Source organism: Thermoactinomyces sp. CICC 10523 (genome assembly GCF_016055105.1).
GTDB classification, from domain to species: domain Bacteria; phylum Bacillota; class Bacilli; order Thermoactinomycetales; family Thermoactinomycetaceae; genus Thermoactinomyces_A; species Thermoactinomyces_A daqus.
Map to the genome: position 1 here is coordinate 545,261 of NZ_JAECVX010000001.1, position 20,963 is coordinate 566,223.

Annotated in this window: 25 protein-coding genes and 1 rRNA gene; 3 read left to right on the plus strand and 23 right to left on the minus strand. The window is 48.8% G+C overall.

Translation table 11 applies throughout. The features are described from left to right. Positions 1–12: 12 nt before the first annotated feature. The 3 genes from I8U19_RS17205 to I8U19_RS02750 form a co-directional block, all read right to left on the minus strand. Positions 13–216 (minus strand): hypothetical protein, encoded by a 204-nt coding sequence (locus I8U19_RS17205; RefSeq protein WP_232337201.1) that lies wholly within the window; start codon positions 214–216, stop codon positions 13–15. A 31-nt stretch (positions 217–247) separates the two neighbouring features. Further along, positions 248–832 (minus strand): hypothetical protein, encoded by a 585-nt coding sequence (locus I8U19_RS02745; RefSeq protein WP_198055111.1) that lies wholly within the window; start codon positions 830–832, stop codon positions 248–250. Positions 833–1,438: 606 nt separating this feature from the next. After that, positions 1,439–2,485 (minus strand): alcohol dehydrogenase family protein, encoded by a 1,047-nt coding sequence (locus I8U19_RS02750; protein WP_198055112.1) that lies wholly within the window; start codon positions 2,483–2,485, stop codon positions 1,439–1,441. Positions 2,486–2,771: 286 nt separating this feature from the next. Here I8U19_RS02750 and I8U19_RS02755 point away from each other — a divergent pair, with 286 nt between their 5' ends. Then, a complete protein-coding gene (locus tag I8U19_RS02755) occupies positions 2,772–3,464 on the plus strand; it encodes an alcohol dehydrogenase catalytic domain-containing protein (RefSeq protein WP_033101291.1) in 693 nt (230 codons plus the stop codon). A 198-nt stretch (positions 3,465–3,662) separates the two neighbouring features. Here I8U19_RS02755 and I8U19_RS02760 read toward each other — a convergent pair whose 3' ends face one another. The 12 genes from I8U19_RS02760 to I8U19_RS02815 all read right to left on the minus strand — a co-directional run bounded on the left by I8U19_RS02760 (position 3,663) and on the right by I8U19_RS02815 (position 13,673). Beyond that, complete coding sequence (locus I8U19_RS02760) at positions 3,663–4,511, minus strand: SDR family oxidoreductase (RefSeq protein ID WP_198055113.1); 849 nt, start codon at positions 4,509–4,511, stop codon at positions 3,663–3,665. A gap of 101 nt (positions 4,512–4,612) precedes the next feature. Beyond that, positions 4,613–5,308, minus strand: a complete 696-nt coding sequence (gene araD / locus I8U19_RS02765; protein WP_198055114.1) for an L-ribulose-5-phosphate 4-epimerase — start codon at positions 5,306–5,308, stop codon at positions 4,613–4,615. A 22-nt stretch (positions 5,309–5,330) separates the two neighbouring features. Beyond that, positions 5,331–7,040: a ribulokinase gene (gene araB, locus I8U19_RS02770; protein ID WP_198055115.1), complete on the minus strand. Its 1,710-nt coding sequence runs from the start codon at positions 7,038–7,040 to the stop codon at positions 5,331–5,333. Between the two features lie 202 nt (positions 7,041–7,242). Then, complete coding sequence (locus tag I8U19_RS02775) at positions 7,243–8,328, minus strand: GntR family transcriptional regulator (RefSeq protein ID WP_198055116.1); 1,086 nt, start codon at positions 8,326–8,328, stop codon at positions 7,243–7,245. A gap of 176 nt (positions 8,329–8,504) precedes the next feature. Beyond that, a complete protein-coding gene (locus I8U19_RS02780) occupies positions 8,505–8,756 on the minus strand; it encodes a hypothetical protein (protein WP_052154252.1) in 252 nt (83 codons plus the stop codon). Between the two features lie 11 nt (positions 8,757–8,767). Next, the gene (locus I8U19_RS02785; RefSeq protein WP_198055117.1) at positions 8,768–10,384 is read right to left on the minus strand and encodes a sodium:solute symporter family protein; all 1,617 of its coding nucleotides are present in this window, start codon (positions 10,382–10,384) and stop codon (positions 8,768–8,770) included. 33 nt (positions 10,385–10,417) lie between these two features. Beyond that, positions 10,418–11,848 (minus strand): L-fucose/L-arabinose isomerase family protein, encoded by a 1,431-nt coding sequence (locus I8U19_RS02790; RefSeq protein ID WP_033101312.1) that lies wholly within the window; start codon positions 11,846–11,848, stop codon positions 10,418–10,420. 28 nt (positions 11,849–11,876) lie between these two features. After that, positions 11,877–12,134, minus strand: coding sequence for a hypothetical protein (locus tag I8U19_RS02795; RefSeq protein ID WP_152568566.1), 258 nt, complete (start codon positions 12,132–12,134; stop codon positions 11,877–11,879). Positions 12,135–12,442: 308 nt separating this feature from the next. Next, a complete protein-coding gene (locus I8U19_RS02800; RefSeq protein WP_198055118.1) occupies positions 12,443–12,898 on the minus strand; it encodes an Hsp20/alpha crystallin family protein in 456 nt (151 codons plus the stop codon). A 36-nt stretch (positions 12,899–12,934) separates the two neighbouring features. Continuing rightward, positions 12,935–13,165 carry a hypothetical protein gene (locus I8U19_RS02805; protein ID WP_198055119.1) on the minus strand — a complete coding sequence of 77 codons (231 nt, stop codon included), beginning with the start codon at positions 13,163–13,165 and terminating at the stop codon, positions 12,935–12,937. Between the two features lie 11 nt (positions 13,166–13,176). Further along, entirely contained in the window at positions 13,177–13,413 is a 237-nt protein-coding gene (locus I8U19_RS02810) for a hypothetical protein (RefSeq protein ID WP_081943892.1), read from the minus strand. 20 nt (positions 13,414–13,433) lie between these two features. Further along, positions 13,434–13,673, minus strand: a complete 240-nt coding sequence (locus I8U19_RS02815) for a hypothetical protein (protein ID WP_033101298.1) — start codon at positions 13,671–13,673, stop codon at positions 13,434–13,436. Positions 13,674–13,948: 275 nt separating this feature from the next. Between I8U19_RS02815 and I8U19_RS02820 the strand changes: the two genes are divergently transcribed. Then, positions 13,949–14,200 carry a spore germination protein gene (locus I8U19_RS02820; protein WP_033101299.1) on the plus strand — a complete coding sequence of 84 codons (252 nt, stop codon included), beginning with the start codon at positions 13,949–13,951 and terminating at the stop codon, positions 14,198–14,200. A 20-nt stretch (positions 14,201–14,220) separates the two neighbouring features. Here the strand turns inward: I8U19_RS02820 and I8U19_RS02825 are convergent, their stop codons facing one another. The 7 genes from I8U19_RS02825 to I8U19_RS02855 form a co-directional block, all read right to left on the minus strand. Beyond that, positions 14,221–14,481, minus strand: coding sequence for a hypothetical protein (locus I8U19_RS02825; RefSeq protein ID WP_033101300.1), 261 nt, complete (start codon positions 14,479–14,481; stop codon positions 14,221–14,223). Next, positions 14,482–15,234 carry an SDR family NAD(P)-dependent oxidoreductase gene (locus I8U19_RS02830; protein WP_198055120.1) on the minus strand — a complete coding sequence of 251 codons (753 nt, stop codon included), beginning with the start codon at positions 15,232–15,234 and terminating at the stop codon, positions 14,482–14,484. A 26-nt stretch (positions 15,235–15,260) separates the two neighbouring features. Continuing rightward, the gene (locus tag I8U19_RS02835) at positions 15,261–15,680 is read right to left on the minus strand and encodes a MaoC/PaaZ C-terminal domain-containing protein (RefSeq protein WP_198055121.1); all 420 of its coding nucleotides are present in this window, start codon (positions 15,678–15,680) and stop codon (positions 15,261–15,263) included. Positions 15,681–15,694: 14 nt separating this feature from the next. Further along, entirely contained in the window at positions 15,695–16,132 is a 438-nt protein-coding gene (locus I8U19_RS02840; protein WP_198055122.1) for a MaoC family dehydratase N-terminal domain-containing protein, read from the minus strand. Positions 16,133–16,503: 371 nt separating this feature from the next. Further along, the gene (locus I8U19_RS02845; RefSeq protein ID WP_052154254.1) at positions 16,504–17,775 is read right to left on the minus strand and encodes a glycoside hydrolase family 18 protein; all 1,272 of its coding nucleotides are present in this window, start codon (positions 17,773–17,775) and stop codon (positions 16,504–16,506) included. A gap of 542 nt (positions 17,776–18,317) precedes the next feature. Beyond that, positions 18,318–18,683, minus strand: a complete 366-nt coding sequence (locus I8U19_RS02850) for a hypothetical protein (RefSeq protein WP_033101304.1) — start codon at positions 18,681–18,683, stop codon at positions 18,318–18,320. A gap of 343 nt (positions 18,684–19,026) precedes the next feature. Continuing rightward, a complete protein-coding gene (locus I8U19_RS02855) occupies positions 19,027–19,686 on the minus strand; it encodes a TetR/AcrR family transcriptional regulator (protein ID WP_198055123.1) in 660 nt (219 codons plus the stop codon). Positions 19,687–20,224: 538 nt separating this feature from the next. Between I8U19_RS02855 and I8U19_RS02860 the strand changes: the two genes are divergently transcribed. Further along, entirely contained in the window at positions 20,225–20,782 is a 558-nt protein-coding gene (locus tag I8U19_RS02860; RefSeq protein ID WP_198055124.1) for a GNAT family N-acetyltransferase, read from the plus strand. 85 nt (positions 20,783–20,867) lie between these two features. Here I8U19_RS02860 and rrf read toward each other — a convergent pair. Beyond that, positions 20,868–20,963 (minus strand): 5S ribosomal RNA (gene rrf, locus I8U19_RS02865); the annotation flags it as partial.

A 20,963-nucleotide genomic window follows, 5' to 3' on the forward strand; every position in this document is an offset into this window, starting at 1 on the left:
TTTGTGAAAGTTTTATAGGCTTGATTGACATCTGTGATTTTCTCCAAATACAAAACATACCGAATATCCGGATTCTCCAAATATTGTCTCGTTAACAGGATTCCCTTTTAATGCAAATGGCATATCCACCAGTGATATCCTTCTCAAAAGCGCCTCCATCACAACCAGTTCGATTTCCGTCCAATCCATATCCTTTAAATTTTCCCGACTGATCACGATTCTCTCTCCCCTCTTTTCATGAAACCTCTCACGAAAGCCATCCACGATCCAATTCTTCTCTGCTGTCGTAGATACATAATTCATATTGTTCTTTTACAAATTCAAAGCCATTTCCCTTTAAAACAGAATGGATCTTCTCTACTCTCTCATAAAATTTTTCCTTACTTTCATATTCTCTGACGGTTATAAATCGCACTTTTCCATTGGCATTTAAAGAGTTTCTGGAAAGATGCCCGCCCAGACCTGCGCACAAATTCTTTACCATGGCAACATCATCAACCTCAATTTTTCCATGCCATTCAAAGTAAGGCTTAGAATGCTTGGTCAGTGGTTGATAAAAGTACTGTTCTTCATTTGGAGACGTCTCTACTTTTTTTCTCATGATGGTGAATCCATTTTCTTGAAACTTGGTTACAATCTTGTCGATTTCTTTATTCGCTTCATGAAAATCCGTCCTTTTAATCACTCCCGTAAACATTGGCTGACGGATGTAATCTCCTTTATCCAAGACGATCATTAGAGGTTTGACCTGTTCCGATTGACAAAGCCTTATGAATGCATCCCTTTCAGCAGGGCTTAAATCCTGGACTGTAATGTGAAATTCAAATTCCATTGGTCTCACTCCTGGATATATCTTTCATTATGTTTGCGCCATTTTTTCATTTTAGAAATAATAAAAAACATTTATCAAGAACAGTCAATTTTGGAATTTTGAAGGCTCCCCAGCCCATTTGAGTCGTGTAAATGATGAAAATGGAGCAGAGGCAATTATACGTCAGGGTATTTGCCACATTGCGTCAAGCACGTTGCTTTCATGGTCTTTGGCTTCGGATGCACTTTCCAACAGATCGATATGATGTAGGATTACAGCGCGGATCGGCTCCAATTCCGCCTCTGCTCACTGCTCGTCCAGGATCAGCCCCCCCTGCCAGGCGTTTGCAATCTCTTTCGGGTATTCCTCTTTACTTTGTCTGACAAGATCTTCCGTTTGGATCAACCAGCTGCGCTTATCACGGTCCCGACGTTGCCTTCTTTACGATCTCCATATCCATTCCTCCCCGGATTGGTGCGGGAACGGCCAACCCGATCTGTCCATGTGTATCATTCTCAACCCCGGTTTAGAGAGAATCAGCATCGGTCAATTCTCCATAAAAGGGAGTGATTCAACTTTTTTCAGGCACCTCCGGCAAAATCGTTGATCTTGGCCAAAATCACCCCGTCACTTGGACACTTGCAAGATCACCTTGTTCGCTTGGCGTTCGGCGAAGAGCCGATATCCTTCCGGCGCTTTCTCCAGAGGCAGACGATGGGAAACAACCACCGTCGGATCAATCCGCCCACCCTGCACCAGTGCCAGCGTCGTATCAATGTCACGATGGATATTGGCAACTCCGAGGCGAAACGTCACATCTTTCACCAAACTGGCCATCAACGGATAGGCAAAGGTATCTTCCGCTGTAATGCCCACGGAGGATATGCGCCCGCCCCCGCGAACAAGCTCAAACCCCAAAGCAAGCGTGGCTGAACCTCCAACTGCTTCGATCACAACGTCCGCCCCTTCACCGTCGGTCCATTCGCGGATTTTTGCTTCCGCATCCATCTCCTTTGAGGGAACCGGGATCGCACCCAGCTGCGCGGCCAGCTCGGTCCGCTCTTTGACGAGATCAACTGCGAAGACCTGGGAAGCTCCCAGAGCAAAGGCACTCTGAACTGCCATGATCCCGACCGGACCGCAACCGATCACGGCAACGTTTTCTCCGGGCTTCAAGCCGCTGTTCACAACGGCTCCGTAGGCAGTGGTCAGAATATCTCCGGTAAACAACGCCTGTTCATCGCTCAACCCATCCGGAACCCGTCGCAGGGTATAGTCCGCATACGGAATACGCGCGAATTCAGCCTGTGTCCCATCCAAATTACCGAAGGCCACGCCGTAGCCCAGTACACCTCCAAACCGACACTGGTTATAGTGACCACGCCGGCAGGTTCGACATTTGCCGCAAGCAACGTGAAAGGCTCCAACCACCCGGTCCCCCCGTTTGAAACTTTGCACTTGTGGCCCCACTTCTTCGACTACCCCCACATACTCGTGTCCGATGATCGCTCCCGGCATCATCCCCGGGATCGTGCCGTGATAAAGATGCAAATCGGATCCGCAAATCGCCGCTGTCGTAATCCGCACGATCGCATCAGCAGGTTCCTGTATCACCGGATCCTTCACTGTCTCAACCCGCACATCACCCACGTCGTGAAATATGACCGCTTTCATCCGCGTTTAACCCCGCCTTTTATTTGAATATAAATTCATATAAATCTACCTATATTTTATTATATTAAGAATATTTATACAACTAAGTTCATCCTGTCTTGTTCCATGTCGATATTTTTTGCAAATTTGCAAAAAAGCCTTGTCAAGAAGTGACTCACTAAGATAAAATAGCATCAAGACTATTATATAACAGATTAAAAAATCAGATATTGTAATATTACAACAACTGACCAATGGTTTCATACAACAGCGAAATATAAAAAACCGAATCAGGGGGAATGAACCGATGAAAAATGACGTTTTCCAGCGTGATCGCTTTTCCCAACAGAACATAAAAGGGAAAATTTTGCCTCCCGGAACACCCTTTATCCCTCCCTTCACTCCCCTTCCGGAGTGGCAGTATGCTTACCGGGTGATCATCTGCCAAAACGACCAAAGCTGCCGCCAAATAAAAGCCGTCAGAAAAATCGTCCCCGTTGCCAAACCGAAACCAGGCCAAGTGTTACTGTACATGCTGGCAAGTGAAGTAAATTTTAACGAGCTTACCGGGCTGGCCCATGAGAACCAACCGGAATTCACCGTAACCGGTCACCGCGGTCTGGGGCTGATCGTGGCAACCGGCGATGACGTAAAACGGGACAACGGGCTGAAAGTCGGAGATATGGTCACTGTTCATCTGGTGAAAAATCCGATACCTTCCGCCACAAACACCAATGGCCCGGAAACCAGGCTGATTACACGCCTGCTCGGAACCCATCAGCAGTTTGCCCTTTCCCCCGTCACGCAGGTTACCCTCCGGAATCGCCTGTGGGAAAGTTATTGGAAGCAAAAAGAGCTTGCCATCAAGATTATCCCCTTTGCAAACCTTGAAAACGAGCAGGACGGACTAGATGACACAGATCTCTGCATCATCCGGCATGCGATGCCTCGCCTGGACCTGACGGACAGCCATGAATTGTTCCAAGCATGGAAGGCATAGTTCCAAACAGGCTAAACAGGTGCAATGATCGGAGCGATCATGGGTTTTGACACGGGAACAGATGATTAAAAAAGTGGTGATTCATGCAATGAACATGAATCACCACTTCAGCAAACCACTGCTCTGAAGATTTTTACTGAACGTTCATCCACCGGGTTTTTGATACGACATGAACGCTTCCTGTCGTCGGATGCGCCTTCAAACTCCGGAATACGCCAAGAAACCGCCATCCACCGGAATAGTAATCCCGGTGACAAATCCGGACATGTTTTCGTCCGCCAACCAGAGCAGCGTTCCCAACAGGTCTTCGGGGGAACCGAATCGTCGCATCGGTGTATGAGACAGGATTTTCCGCGAGCGTTCGGTCAGGGAGCCATCTTCATTCAAGAGGAGACTGCGGTTTTGTTCCGTCAGAAAAAAACCGGGGGCAATGGCATTGACCCTGATCCCGACATCAGCCATATGAACGGCCAGCCATTTCGTGAAATTTTCGATTCCCGCTTTCGCCGCACTGTAAGCCGGAACCTTTGTCATGGGGCTCGGTGCGCTCATCGACGACATATTGATCACAATGGCCCCTTTTCTGCTGATCATTTTTCGCGTAAAAACCTGAGTCGGAATCACCGTTCCCAGCAAATTCAGGCTGAACACATATTGAAATCCTTCCGGGCCCAAGTCGAAAAATGTCTTCACTTCCTCCTGCCCGAGATCGCTGATCTTCAGCGTTTCATGTGTTGTAATGCCCTCGGGGTGGTTTCCGCCGGCACCGTTGATCAAAATGTCACAAACGCCCAATTCCTCCGTCACAATCTTTTCCGCCCGCTTGACGCTTTCCGCATCCAGGACGTCGCAGGAAACAGCAATCGCTTCACCGCCCGATCTTCTTATCTCCTCCGCGACTTTTTCACCTTTCCCCCGATTGCGATTCAAAATCGCGACCTTGACTCCTTGCCTGCCGAGCTCCCTGGCCATCGCGCTGCAAAGGACGCCGCTGCCGCCGGTGATCACGGCCACCTTTCCCTTTAAATTCCCGTTGACTGGCAGCATCTTCTTCCTCCTCCTCTTTTCGTGAAGATGTGTTGCAGTCCGGTTCGCGGATGATCAAATGCTTTCTCAGCAAGGAATCCCGGATATCCCACAGTGTTCCGTCATCCTTGCCCGTAGTACGCGTGCACACCATGTTTGCGCAGATAATGTTTATCCAGCAGAAATTGGCTGACCGGGGTAACCGCCGGGTTCAGCTGGCAGGTATGGAAGGATATTTTGGCGATTTCCTCCAGCACGACGGCGTTGTGAACGGCATCTGCAGCATCTTTTCCCCAACAGAAGGGCGCGTGCTGGTATACGAGAACGCCGGGTATCTTCGCCGGATCAATCTCCTTCTCCTGAAACGTTTCAATGATGACCTTTCCCGTTTCGTGTTCATACGCCCCCTGAATCTCATCAGAGGTCATTTCCCGTGTACAGGGAATCTCTCCATAAAAATAATCGGCGTGCGTGGTTCCAAGCACAGGAATCGGCCTGCCAGCCTGTGCCCATCCCGTCGCCCAAGGGGAATGTGTGTGCACAATTCCGCCGATCACAGGAAACGCTCGATATAAGGCCAAGTGCGTCGGAGTATCGGAAGAAGGTTTCAACTTCCCTTCCACCTGATTTCCATCCAGATCAACAACGGCCAGATCCTCGATCTTCATCTTTTCGTAAGGTACCCCGCTTGGCTTGATGACGACCAGCCCCTTCTCCCTGTCGATTCCGCTCACGTTCCCCCAGGTAAAAGTGACCAAACCGTGGAGAGGAAGCTGCTTATTGGCTTCCAGAACCTCCCGTTTCAGCTGTTCGAGCAACTCCGGTCCCTCCTCTGAAGCTCTATTCGTTCTCCGCTCCTTCACTCGGCGCAGACCGATCTCCGTTTGCGGTTGCCGTTTTCTTGATCCGTTTCAGTCTTTTCATCACGTTATTTTCACCGCGGCCAAAGTAGTCGTAAAGTTTTTTGTACTCTTGATACAGCTTTTCGTAAACGGCTGCATGTTCCGGCAACGGCTTATAATACTCATCTTTTACTTTCGCCATTTTCCTCGCCGCCTCAACAATCGAATCGTACCCGCCCCGCTCCTTTCCGGCCGCCACTGCTCCAAACATGGCGGCTCCGAGGGCCGGCGTTTGCGCTGAGGCCGAAACGCGGATTTCCATGTTAAGCACATCGGCATAAATTTGCATCATCAGGCGGTTTTTTTCCGCAATGCCACCCGCCGCGTAAAGTTCATGGATGGGAACCCCGTGCTCCCTGAATGTTTCCACAATCATTCGGGTGCCATAGGCAGTCGCTTCGATCAGGGCGCGGTAAATTTCTTCCGGCTTCGTATGCAGGGTTGCTCCGACAATCACTCCGGTCAAATCGGCATCGACCAGTGTTGAACGGTTGCCGTTCCACCAGTCGAGCGCGATGAGACCGCTTTCACCGGGGTTCAGGAGGCTCGCCTTTTCCGTGAGTAGCTGGTGAATATCAATCCCCCGCTCTTTGGCTTCTTCCATATAACGGGCGGGCACACCGTTTTCAACGAACCATTCAAAGTGGTCTCCGACACAGGATTGCCCTGCCTCATAGCCGATCAGCCCCTGAATCACCCCGTCTTCAACTGCTCCGCAGATCCCAGGAACAGCCTTTTTTTCTTCACCGAGCAAAATATGGCAGGTGGAAGTGCCCATGATCATCAGCATTTTGCCCGGTTCGGTAATTCCCACAGCCGGCGCCGATACATGTGCATCGACATTGCCTACGGCCACGGCCGTTCCGGGCTTTAATCCCGTTAATTTCGCTGCCTCCGCCGTAAGTTCGCCCGCCTTGGAGCCGATCGGATAGAGATCCGTACTCAATTTCTCTTCAACGAGTGTTGCCAGACGCGGATCGAGTGATTGAAAGAACTCCCGGGACGGATACCCTTCTTGTTTATCCCAAATCGCCTTGTACCCGGCTGTGCAACTGTTCCGCTTCACTTCTCCCGTGAGCCTGGAAACCACCCAGTCGGTCGCTTCAAGCATCTGATCCGCCGCTTCATAAACCTCCGGAGCTTCATTCAGGATTTGCCAGATTTTCGGGATCAGCCATTCGGAAGAAATCTTGCCCCCATACCGCTGCAAAAATTTCTCTCCCCGCTGCTTTGCAATTTCATTCAAGCGATTCGCCTCTTCCTGCGCGGCATGATGCTTCCATAACTTCACATAACTATGCGGATTCTTTTTAAATTCTTCCTTCATGCACAACGGAATCCCGGCGGCATCAACCGGAAGCATGGTGCAGGAAGTGAAATCGATTCCAATCCCGATCACATCATCAGCTGAAACCGCCGCTTTCTGCAATACTTCCGGGATGGTGACCTGCAAAACCTCCAGATAGTCCGCAGGATGTTGCAGAGCCCAATCCGGCTCCAATTTGGTCATGCCATCCGGCAAATATCGATCGATTACCCCATGGGTATACGCTTTGATCGCGGTTGCGATTTCCTTTCCTGTTTCCACTTCCACCAGCACGGTTCTCCCTGACAGGGTGCCAAAGTCAACACCAATGCTGTATTTCATACATCTCCTCCCCTCCGGCGATCCGAATGCACTGGTTTACACACTCACGGACTGCTTCTTTACCGTTCTCCATTGTTCCGAATGATCCGTCTGTTTCTGCGATTCCGGATCCCCCCAACCGGGATGGCGGGGCGCAAGTTTCGTTTCCTCCATCGTCCCGCGCCTCCCGCCCGTCGGCTTTGCAACTGAAGCATGTCGTTTTTTACTTTGTACCGCCCCATTTTCCCGTGGAACTTCTCACAACCAATTCCGGCTGAAAGACGAACGACTCGATGGCATGACCCCGGTCTCCTTTTTCAACCGCTTCGATCAGCAATTTGGCGGCCATCTCCCCCATCTGCATCTTCGGATGCTTGATCGTGGTCAACTTCACTTCGGATGCTTCTGCCAACAAAGAATCGTCGTATCCGACAACCGAAATGTCCTGCGGCACCTTCAAAGCCAGCTCGCGGATCACATCGAGAATGGAGAGAGCGACTTCATCGTTATAGCAAAAGACGGCTGACGGCCTGTCTCTCTCCCTCATCAAACGGGCAAACGCCATTCTCGGTTTTTCCTCTTTTTCTTCTGTTCCATAGGAAATGACCATTCCGGGCTGAACTGGCAATCCGGCCTCCCTGTGCGCTCTGAAAAAACCTTTCATCCGTTTGATGCCTTGCAGATCATCTGTCTTAAACAACCCGGCAATCCTCCGATGACCAAGCTCAATCAGGTGCCTTCCCGCAAGGTAACCTCCAAGCTCATCATCCATCGTCACACTGGGCGGTTGCAGATTGGGATAATAAGCATTAATCATGATATAAGGAATGCGCTTTTGTTCCAGGGTCAGGTAATAATCAAGGTTCTCATTGTACAGGGCGGTCTTGGTCGGCTCCAGAATCAGACCGTCCACCTGTTTATCCAGCATCATCTGCAAACACTCTTTTTCATCTTCCGGCCGGTTGTTGGTACTGGCGAGCAAAATGCCGTACCCCTTGGTGTTTAAATATGATTCCGCTCCACGTATAATGGACGGAAAAATGTAATCCGATATATATGTGGTGATAATTCCGATTATTTTGTTGGATCTTTTTCCCGGAAAACCGTTGTAAAATGTCCCGCGCCCCTGCTCTCGGTACAGCCAGCCCTCATAAACCAAATCTCCGATCGCCTGGCGGATGGTATGCCGGCTGACCTGAAACAAATCAGCCAGTTCATGTTCGGATTTGATTTTTTGATGCGGCTTGACTTCCCCGTTAACCAGCCAAGCTTTAATCGTTTCTTTTACCTTGCTCCGTTTTGTGGCCATATTTTCCACCTTTACAATGAATTAGTCACACAGCCAGTATACCATACAGGAAAGCAGCCCCGACCCCGCAATATCACCCAATGAACAGGCGCGATTCCGCCACGGCGACCTTCAGGCTTACAGCCGTTTCCGAACCGTTGACCCTCCATCGCTATCGCTTACGCTTTTCCAACGCCTCAATGGGTTCTTTCCGAAACTGACGTTTCCTTCATTTTCGCCAAACCCACTCTCTTTCGAAGTGAAGCCGCCAAGAAAACCAAACCGAAGAGGAAAATCACAATTCCCCACCAGAGGTTGATGTTCCAACCGTGGAGCACCGCTTTCTGCGGATTGTAGAGAAATCCGTAAACCCCGAGAATCACCCCGTAAATCACGAAGAGAAGGCCAATCAGAAACCGAAGGTCATAAAACAGACTTGAATCTTTCATCGGAAGCCCTCCTACCAGAACCAGATATTAAAGCCGATAAAGAAGAGACAGAGGATTAAGGCGATATAACCGGGACGCTTGTACCAGGCAAGATCGTCATAGGTCGGGTACGCCCCGCGGCTGTATACGACTCCTTTCAGCTCTTCCGCCGGCTTCTGTTTGGTGAAGAAACTGACCAGGACGGTGATCAGGAAGGCAACCAGCCATGCCCACCAGGCACGCCAGAAATTGCCCGCCTGCGGACTGGAATAAAAGTTGTCGGGAAGAGCCACGTACAGGATCAATGCTGTGGCAATACCTGAAACCAATCCCCAAAATCCTCCCCAGGGCGTCGCTCTTCTCCAAAACATTCCGAGCAGGAAGGTGGCGAACAAGGGCGCATTGAAGAACGAGAACAATGTCTGCATATAATCCATCACACTGGGAAAATCAGCAGCTACATAAGCAGCGCCGATGCTGATCAGGACACCGACAATAACGGTCCACCGACCCATTTTGACATAATGTTGGTCACTGGCCCGTTTATTGATGTAAGCCTGATAAATGTCATATGTCCAGACCGTGGTGAATGCGGTTACATTTCCCGCCATGCCGCTCATGAAACTGGCCAGCATCGCGGTCAAACCGAGCCCCAGAATACCCGGGGGGTAATACCGTTCAATCAGGAGAGGCAAAGCCAGATTGTAGCTTGGCCCGTCCGGCTTGCCGATATCGGGAAAGATGACGGCGGCTATTAAACCGGGGATGATGACCAGAAAAGGGACAAGCATTTTGAAGAAAGCGGCATAAATCGGCGTATTTTGTGCAGAACGCATGTTTTTGGCGGCGAATGCCCGTTGCACCACGAGAAAATCGGTTGTCCAGTAGCCGAAGGAAATGACAAATCCCAGTCCCAGCACCACACCAAGCCAGTTGATGCCCATCGCATTTTCCCCGTTGCTCCCCAGATTGGACCACAGGTGGGTAAAGCCTTCAGGAAGGCGATGCGCCATCCCGGCCCATCCTCCCAGTTCGTGCATGCCCAGAATCGGGATCAGCAAAAGACCAAGCCAGATGAGGAAGAACTGGATCACTTCCGTAAAGATGGAGGAAGTCAATCCGCCCAACCCGACGTAAATCAACACCACGACCGCGGAAATCAAAATGCTGGTATTGATCGACCAGCCAACCAGAACCTGAAGAATCAGCGCCATTGAGTAGAGGCTGACCCCTGACAGCAAGACTGTCATAACGGCAAACGTAATCGCATTGACAGCCCGGGTCGCCTCATTGTAACGGATTTTCAGATATTCCGGCACTGACCGTACCCGGGAAGCATAGTAAAAAGGCATCATGTACAGGCCGAGAAACAACATGGCCGGAATCGCACCGATCCAATAGAAGTGGGAAGTCAGCATGCCATACTCGGCACCGTTGGCCGCCATCCCCAGCACTTCAATCGCCCCGAGGTTGGCCGAGAGAAAAGCGAGGCTGGTAATCCACGTTGGAATCGATCGGCCGGACAGGAAGAAATCATCTCCCGTCTTCATGCGATTTTTCAGTAAAAACCCAATCCCGAGAACAAAAACGAAGTAGATGGCAACAATGAAGTAATCTATGAGACTGGCATTGAGCAAAGCGTGCTTCATATCGGTTCCCCCTGTCCCCTTCTCAAAAGAAAATTACCCTCTGTGATGATAGACGCTCCAACCCAAATACTTGCCCATAGCCTCTTCCAACGCTTCTGCCGTCTGGCTCAAATTGACGGCCACATGGTGCTCAAAGCCCCGTTCGCAGATGTACCGTAACAACCCCTGCAGGTTGGGAATCCGGACCACTCCATACCCGCCGAAGGTCAAGAGGGGATCGTTTGTCAGTTCTCCCTCACCCACATAAGCTTCCAGCTTTCCGCTGAGGTCATTGGTTGAAACCCGTGCATAGGTGAAAGCTCCCGGCTTAACCCGTCCAACTACAGTACCGTAAGTATTTTCCTTGCCCACAGTTCCCGCGATAATCTCCTGATAGTCCATCGATGCTTCAGCAAATACATCTTTGGGCAGGTTGCTGCAATGGAAGATCACGGCTTTATCCGGATCATCGCCATAGTTGTTATTCCAGTCAACAATTGCACTCGGCCGGTTGGCTGCTTCCTGAAGAGCGTACATCCCGACCAATCCCGGAACATCCACCTCGCAGGCGCTGGGCAGGAGATTATTGCTCATAATGCTCATGATCGTACAGGGAACAACACCGAAATATTCCTCCATCGAAGTCCAGCACTGAATCGCCGTCGCCGACAGATCGCAGTCTGTCATCCAGCGGTCAATCACCACGCCCAATTTGGACATGCGCAGCATACTCTCTTCCGGAATCCCTTTGGTGTCGATATAAGTGCGAATCTCCTCCAATTTCTGTTTGACCGCAGAGTCTTCATCCGACAAACGGTTGGCCCTTCCCAAAATTTCGGACAAATCGATTGTTTCCACACTGATCCCGTTTGCCTCAAGCAGTTTCTCACTGTAACGGACGGTGTTGAAATCAGCAGGCCTTGCCCCGATGGCGCCGATCCGCAGCCGTTTGAGACCTTTCACCACCCGGCAGATGCCGGCAAACTTATGCAGATCCCTGCGGAATTCCAAACTGTCCGGATCAACCGTATGCCGTGTCGTCAGCGTGTAGGGAATCCGGTATTGAGCGAGGTTATTACAGACTGAGATCTTCCCGCAAAAACTGTCTCTCCGGTCCTGAACCCTCATCTTTGAAGGATCATCGGCAAAAGCGTGTACAAGAACAGGCACATTTAATTCAGCCAGTCGCAGGGTGTTGGCAATCGACTTTTCATCCCCGAAATTGGGGAGAGTGACCAGAATGCCGTCGATCTCCTCCCGGTGCCGCCGGAAGAGGTTGGCGCATTTCCTTGCATCTTCCAGCGTTCCCACCGCCCCGTATCTCGTCTCTTCCGGGGAAAGAATCACCGCTTTGAAGCCTTCCTCTTGCAACACCTGGATGATCTTTTTCCTGCCCTCTTCGCAAAGATGTCCCGGAAAAAAACCACGGTTGCCGACGATCACCCCCAATGTCACCTTCCGCTCCCGACCGTTCTTCACTCCCATATCTCCTTCCTCCTCTGCATGTTCTGTTTTATCTTGCATGACGAGTCAACTCCGGATCCATTGCCTGATCCACCTTGCACGGCAGAACCGCCGGCCGGTCAATGAAAATCCCCGCTCCCGGCCCGCCATCCGGCAATTGATTGTGAACATACCTGCGCTCCTTCATCTCATCGGGTGAAACAACCTGCAAATGTCCATACAACCGGCCGTACCAGTGACTCCCTGATTTTCTTAGCTGCTGTCGTTTTCCACGTTCTCCATTCTCCCCCCATTCCGCCAACACCATAATTGAAGCGCTTTCAACAAATGCTGTACGAATTTGGCCCGTTTCTTCCGACAAAACGAGGGATAACGAACGCCATCAATTTGTACGTACAAGTTAGTCCGATAATCATCTTGTACGACCAACTTATTTGAATACTAACACAACGATTATTATTTGACAATATGAATTTATAAAAAAATAGTAGTATTCAGATCAAATTACATATACAAACCCGCCCCAACAGGCTGTCTTCGAGCAAAAAAAAAGACTTGATTCTTCCTTCAACACATCAAAAGGGGAAGGATTCATTTTTTATGACAAGCCATAGATTAAGCGTGCTGAATCATGATTTCCGTAAAGTTGTTTCTTTTATCTTTAGGAATGTAAATCTCCAACATTCCATTTTTATAATGTGCCTCACTCCCCTCGCAGTCGCCTCTCACCGGCAGCGTAATCAATTCTTTGTCTTCGTTGATCCCGGTGATCATCAACCGATTCACGTCCAAAAAGAGGCGAATATCCTTCACATCGGTATTTTCCGGTGTCGGCACTTGTACGACCATCTTGTCATTTTGCTCTGAAATATGATATTGTTTCGGGATCGAATACGATTTTTGCAGGTCATGATTTTCTGAAAAGGCTTTGTCGAGCGAAGTCTTGATGATCTCTTCCATCCAGTTGAAATCCACGGGAAAAAGGGAACGGCCAGTTCCGCCTGAAGCCTCCTGAAACATCCGGTTCATCTCTTCCCAATGAAATCCCCAAATATTTTTATCTTCTCTCATCCCGTTTCTCTCCCTTCATCCTGATAAAAGCTAAAGTCAGGCTCCGGCATAGTTATTCGCATCAACGCTATAGTTATCCACGATATCGGAATCAAAATTGATCAGTTTTTTTGTTGCCATCCAGCTGTTCCCTTCAAAGGTCTGGAGATTCCCAATATTCTGCTTGCTGGAATTGCGATTCTGGACCACGTTGACCCCCAGATTGATGGAACCCGATGTCGATACGGCATTGGATAAAAAAAAACCGAAATGAATGGAGGCAGACATGAAATCCCTCCCTACAATTGCCCCCCACCGAGGTTTTGGAAGTCGGTGGCAAGCTGATCGATATTGTCCATATCGAGATTTTGGTAAATGATTACCGGAACATTGTTGAAACCGATGCCCACGCTGCGGGCAGCACTGTTGTTCTTCATCGCGTTCCGATTTTGGATAATGTTTTGCCCGACACCGATGGAGCCGCTGGATGCGATATTATTGCTGCTCAGAAAACCAAAACTGAAAAAATTCGGCATGACCAAACGATCCTTTCGATTCAGGATGGATCTTTCATCTGATAGTTGTCCCCGCTCCACCCGCTGATATCTTCAAAATCGGGATCAACAACCCCCACCATCTCTCGTGCTGTCCTTAACCGGCCGGAACCGGTCAAAAGCGTTGACAGGTTTTGTTTTTGCAAGGAACGCTGGGTAATTGCATTGCTGCCGTTTGCCATTGCAGCATTTTGCGCGCATCGCTCCACTGAGAATCCACCGACCTTGATTCGCAAAACCATCATGCTCCACTCCAATCTTTTTTCTGTAATTGCAGATGAAAACCACTCATTTATAATGGCTTCTCGCTTTCAAAACTCTCTCCTTCGCTATCCTAACAAAGTCTGACGATTCACACTGTCTGCAGAAGAGTTGCTTTCGCATCGCCCTTTTCCGGTCTCAGGTTATTGTATACCGCCCACCGGGCAAGTGTGCAGGAACATTTCCCTCTTGCCTACATAGAATAAAAAAACGGCAAGGTTAACGGTTTGGATGACCGGGAAGGGAGGTTGGCCAGATGAATCCCATCACCATCAACATCAATATCGGGGCGATCAAAGTTATTTCCATGACAACCGCCAGCACGTTTGCGATCGGACAGAGCGGGATCGCCAACCGAAACAACAGCAAAACCAACTCCGGACCTTCCACGATTGCCGACGGCACGGTTTATATGCCCATCAAAAAGCAAGTGACCTATGATCCGGATCAAATGGACACCCCCGAATGGGGCGGTGATCACGTGGTCACAGTACCGAATTTGAAATAGCGGAGCAAAAACGGACTTCATCAGGAATGAAATCGATACATATCGGGATTTAAGCTCTTTTGAGACAAATCCAGTGGAATTATCTGTGAAACTCCGTGATCAAAGAAGAATTTGATGAGCGGAGAAAGAGCCGCCGCGGCAACTTTTTCTGGCTTTTGTCGCCCTGGACGAGCAATATCGCCCTGTTGGGATTGCTCTTCTTGCGTACCCCCGCCGGAGAAAAAAGCGGGGGTTTTTCCGTTGCCTGCAAAAGGGATGACTGCCGGCACAATTCCACACATTCAAATTCCGCCGCTCACATACAAAACCTGACCGGTGATGAAGCTGGATTCATCGGAAACCAAAAACAGCACCGCATTGGCCACATCTACCGGTTTGCCCGTGCGTCCGAGCAACGAGTTTTCTGCCGCCGCTTGCTTCAGTTGTTCAAAAGTAATCCCGATCCGTTCCGCCGTCGCTCTGGTCATATCCGTTTCGATGAACCCGGGGGCAACAGCATTCACATTAATGTTGAATTTTCCAAGCTCGATGGCGAGGGTTTTGGTAAAACCTTGAATCCCGGCTTTGGCTGCCGAGTAATTCAACTGCCCCCGATTGCCGAGCGCCGATGTGGAACTGAAATTTACAATTTTCCCATAGCGCTGCGGAACCATGAAACGCTGGGCGGCTTGCGAAGCGTAAAACGTTCCTTTCAGATGGACGTTCATGACAGCGTCCCAGTCCTCGTCCGTCATTTTATGAACCAGATTATCGCGGATCACGCCCGCGTTGTTTACCAGAATATCGAGACGGCCAAACGTGTCCACCGTTTTTTTCACCATCTCTTCCACCGATTCACGCTGCGTGATATCGCAGGGGATGGCAATCGCTTCGCCGCCCGCCTCACGAATTTTCGCCGCCGTTGCCTCACACGATTCCGCATTCACATCCGTCACGGTCACTTTCGCACCTTCTTCTGCCAACCTCTGCACCGTAGCAGCCCCGATTCCTCTGCCGGAACCTGTCACAATCGCCACGCGATCCTTTAACCTCATTGTTTTCCGACCCCTTTCAAACTTGGTTAATTGATCGGTAATGCAAACTCTGCCTTGCCGGTAACCACTTTATCCCCTTTTTGCGTTGAAGCCCAGATTTCACAGGTAACCACCTGTTGTCCCCCGTCATTTCGGGTTTCGGTAACCTTCCCTGCACAGGTGATCACATCGCCGGGTCGCACCATTCCGGTAAAGCGGACGCCGAAAGTGCGCAAATGCCCTTCCAGGCCGATCGTATCGGTAAGCATCTGGCCGACGAACGCCATCGTCAACATCCCATGGGCAATCACCCCGCCCAGCCCCGCTTCCTTCGCATACTCCTCAACCGTGTGAATCGGATTGAAATCGCCGGAAGCGCCAGAATACATCACCAGCTGGGTTTTCGTGACGGGCGGTTTGACAAGCGGGCCGATCGGATCCCCTGGTTGAAACAGTCTGCCAGCCACAAAGCATCCCCCTCCTATCCCCGGTAAATCACATTGGATCGGGCAATCAGTACCGTCTCGCCCGATTCATTCACCGCTTTTTGCTCATAAACCAGAAAGATCATGCGCCCCAGCTTTCCTTCTTTTTCATAGGCATCTGCCAGTTTGGTGGAGCAATAAAGGACATCTCCGGCAAATACCGGCCGGAAATATTCAAATTGCTGCTCTCCGTGTATCAGCCCTTCCTGCTTGAACTTGAGACCGGGAATCTCTCCATAGTCAAACGTACGGCTGAACGTCGGCGGTGCGATAATTCGGCCAAAGCGCGTCGTTTTCGCATACTCCTCATCCTGGTAAATCGGATTTGGGTCCCCGATGGCCTCGGCAAACTTGCGAATCGCCCCTTTCTCCACCTCATTTTTCACCGGGGATGATTCAGCACCAACAAACGGAAGAAACATTTGCAGACTCATACCCGAATCCCCTCCTGCAAGGGCTCATCGCCTTGATTCGCGTCGATCATCAATCATCATGGCCGCTTCTCCGGCAAACCGTTACGCCATTTCCGACTTCCTTCCGATTAAACCCTCACTCCATTTATCCGGCTAATTTTATGTTAAAACAGAATCTTATTTATATTATAACTAATCTTCATAAAAAACGATATGAATCAGTCTCCTGACATGGTCCGGCCGGTTTTTGGAGAGATTCTTTGTGAAAACGGGCGAATTGATCAGGCCAAATGGCAAACACATTGAGATCAATCCGATCATCCATCCCGCAAGGCAAATAAAACCCGGGGCAGTCGGCCAAACCGCCCCGGTTCACATCAAAGATCAAACGATTATTGTAAGTCGTTATAAACTTTCGTTAACAACGTTTTGTTGCGATCCGAACTCAAGTCCCAGATCATGGCACCGGCAAGTCCCTTTGACTTCAGATAGCTGGTTTTATACCCGATCGATTCGGCATCATCGTAAGAGATGAAGGTCCCGTTGGAAGGATTAAAGAGATAAGGTACTTTTGCAACATCGTTCCAGTAGCGGGTATACCCGTTTTTGTTGATATAATTGGCTTCCAAGTCAGAAAAGTCGAATATGCCCGATTCCCATGTTCCTTGCGGTGTTCCCGTACATGTCTGGTATTGTCCGTTGCCGGCAGAGTTGCAGCCTGTCCATCCGCGCCCGTAGAATGGAAGGCCGAGAACGATTTTGGAAGCGGGCACACCGGCTCTTATAAAGCCGTCAACAGCAGCACTGACATTAAAGGTCGATTTATCCGGGAAGGGATCAGCAGGATCGGCATACAGCGGCGCATTATGATTGCTTCTCTGTTCCCATCCCCCGTGAAAATCGTAAGTCATGATGTTCACATAATCGAGGTAAGAGGCTACTTTGCCCATTTCGGTATTTTGCAGGTAGCTCGGGCTGGCACCGGCAGCAATCGTAAGCAGGTAGTGTTTGCCGTCCTGCTGCCCCGCAGCGTCCAGTTTTTCCCGCAATTTTTGAATTAAAAGAGTAAAGTTTTGTTTATCTTCGGGTCTGCCATTTTGCAACCCTCCGCTGACAGGGTACTCCCAGTCGATATCCACTCCGTCGAAGCCCCATGTGCGTATAAAACGAACCGCACTGTCGGCAAATTTGGTGCGGGAAGCATCGGTCAGGGCCGCATCGGAAAAACCGCCGGACCATGTCCATCCACCCACGGAGATAATTGTTTTAAGATTGGGATATTTTTGTTTCAGCTTCGTCAACTGGTTAAAGTTCCCCCGTTTGCAGCCCGCGTCCCAACAATCCCCCGGGAAAAACTTGTCCGTATCGGCATAAGTATCACCAACAGTCACTTCCCCATTTACAACATTGGCAAATGCGTAGTTGAGATAGGTGATTTTGGAGGCATCAATATCCATCACTTGAAAGTTACGGTCATAGGTGGCCCAGCTCGGATAATAAGCGACGACGTTTTTGCCGGAAGCTGCGCTGGTTGCGGCCTGGCTTTTTGCAGTTGGAGCACTGCCGGCAAAGGCACCGGCGGGCAAGATGCCGATCAGAAGCAGCATGATCAAAGCAACGGCTAATCTCTTCCCAAACCTGGCCTTATTTTTTTTGCTTTTCATCCATTTCACTCCTGTCCTTATGTCATATTCCGTTCACCCGATTCAAAAAACTCAAACACTTACTGCTTCACTTTCCCTTCCGTTTTCCTCAATCACCTCTTTATTCAAAAAATTGGTATAGACATATGGTTGTATCAATCTATTTGTATTATAATGAATATTATTGTTAAATTAAAGTGAATTTTTTGATAAAAGATAATTAATTTTATTATTTAGAATATGTTTGTCAAATTCCATGCCGTATCACTTGAGGTTTATACCAAATTGGCCATGATCAACGCTCAGGAAAAATGTCGTCCCTGCGTTTCCAGCATAAACACAAAATGATTTGCGTTACCTATACGGTTTCTCAAATCATGTTGCATTCCTTGGACAATCGGAGACAATCCCGCCAGATGCCTGTCGGAATAAATTCAGATGCGGAAAATCATTCCGTGAACGGTTGCCGTACTCTTCAAAACAAAAAAAGTTTGACAACCCTTACCCGCTTTTTACCACCGGGGATTGTCAGACAATTGCTTTGTAATCAGCGTTTTGATCTTTTATCTTCTACTGCTTAAAATTCCATACCCTTGACAATTCGAATGATCATCACATACTAAAAATAATCTGTATTTTCCCGGTCGTACATTAAATCGATGATTATATGTTTGGTTGCCGTAAGTTAAGTCCCCCTCAATGTTTGTTCCTTCTACATAAAAGCTCATATCATTTCCATCAACATTGTCCGTGTTCTTTACATACACGCCCAACTTTTCACCGGGTAACACCTCAACCACACGTGTACTTTTCACGTCTTCTCTAGGTCTCAAATCCACTCGTGATGCGTCTGCAGCAAAGGCGTTAATGTGGAAAGAAAATACGAATAGCAAAGCGAGGCAAGCAGAAAGGAACGTACTTTTTTTCATACAATCACTCCCGAATTTCATTTTGGATTCAATACCAACTAGCCAGTATATATAAACCGACCGGTTGGTTTACCTTTATTGCAAATATTATCCAGCTTAAAATCAATATTCAAATTAAAAAACTTCATAAAATATGGGATATTCCATGAAACATCAAGAGACCCAAAAAAACAGAGATTTGGTTGATGAGTTTGTCAAGTTTTCCGCCAATCCCGTTTGTTGCACGAAGGGTCCATTCGCGAGAGAAAACGGGGAAATTGGTCCATAAAAAAGACTTGAGCTGCCTGCTGGAAAACTCAAGTCTTCTTTTATTTTTTCGGCCACAATCCCCCATCGCCAAATCTCATCCACGGCGCTGTTCTGCCTGATGATCGAGGCCATGAAATAAAACGTCCAGGGTAAGTTGTATCTCTTTTTCATCATCCCATTCCTGCTCCGGAGCCAGAATGGTTCTCATTATGACATATCCGGCGAGGAGACTGAACACGATCCTGCCGAAAACGGGAGCAGGCAAACTTACATCACCGATCTTTTCGCTGAGTTGCGAAATCCGCGGAAACACATTTTGTTTCACAAACTTTGAAATCACTTCGCGAAATTCCGTACTCAACAGAAGTTCCTGCAAAACCAACTTGACGACATCCGTATTTTCGATGGAAAATTGGACCCTGTCCTTAAAGATGGCATAAAAAATATCATGGTAGTCCTTTCCGTTGTTCAAGATATTGTCCGTGCGTTCCATCAGAATCGGTTGCAATGCTTTTAGCATGGCAGGGTAAACCGTTTGCCTGAACAGTTCCTGTTTGCTGCCAAAATATTTAAAGAGCGTTTTTTCCGACACCTTTGCCTTTTGCGCGATGGCTTGGGTCGTGGTTCCGTCATATCCTTTTTCGGCAAACAACTCCAGAGCGGCGCCGATGATATCTTTTTGTTTCCCGGTAAGATTGTCCCCGTCCATAATCGATTGCGCTTCTTTTAATATGTTTTCTAATTGCCCGTTCATTTCCTATTCCTCCGATTCGTTTACAGCTGCTTCTTTACTGCCGGCCGGCGGGTTGGTTCGTCCCAAAATCTTGTACCCTGAATAGATCATACCTGTGCAAAGTCGGCTCATCAAGGGCAACGGGATATTGAGCAGATCGCACAAGCCAATGGATTGATAAATGGCTGATGGGACAACCCAAACCAGTCACAGTATTTCCGGGATCGTGTGTTTTGCTTGTCCCGGCTGCCCGCGGCTTGACCCCTTCCTCCGGCCTGCCCCTTCGCGGATCAATTCAATCCCGCGATTTGACGTGATCCACAGAAAAACTTAGTAATTGAAAGCGACACACCCCGTTTCCCCGCCCTATTTGCATCCCGGCAAGATGATGATCAACCGTAAATCGGCGACTATTTCCTTGGGATTTCCGCCATTTTATCTGGAGCCGCGGATCCGATCTTTACAATCCATCGGTCGTAAAATAAACTTTTCTACCAGAGGGATTTTCAAAGGATCAGAAAAATGAGGAAATATCAGAGGATAAGGGGACAAACACTGAATGGGTCATGTGGAAATCAGAAGACCGCGAATTGAAGACAACGAAGAATTGAATCAATTTTTCCGCACCGTGATTGAGGACACATTTGCCAAAGAAGGACTGTCGAAGTTTGTTGATGATCTGAACAAGGAAATTGAAGACAAGAAGCACTCTTTGAAATGTGATTTTGACAGCAATGGAAAAGCTCGTTATTTTTTGATTGCCCTCGATCAAAAGAGTCAGAAAATTATCGGCACCATTGAATACGGTCCCCCGAGAGAGCTGATCAACCTTTGCACAGGTGGAACATTGAGAGAATTGCCGGAGATCGGAACTGTGTTTGTTCATCCGGATTATCAAAGACAGGGAATTGGAACTTTGCTCTTCAATGTAATGATTCTCACCCTGATTAACAAGGGAATCAATGAATTTTGTCTGGACAGCGGATATCCCAATGCACAGAAAATATGGCGAAAGAAATTGGGTGAGCCTGATTATTTGCTGAAAGATTATTGGGGCCTGGGGCATGACCATATGATTTGGAGGAGATCCACACATGATATTCGCATCATATTTTAAAAGATGAAAGTCATGGCTCTGCGTCCCGGCCGGACACAATCTTTCACAGCAAAAAACCACCTCATTTTGAGGTGGTTTTTGGTTTGCCTGGCAACGACCTACTCTCCCAGGGGTGAACCCCAAGTACCATCGGCGCTGGAGGGCTTAACTTCCGTGTTCGGGATGGGAACGGGTGGATCCC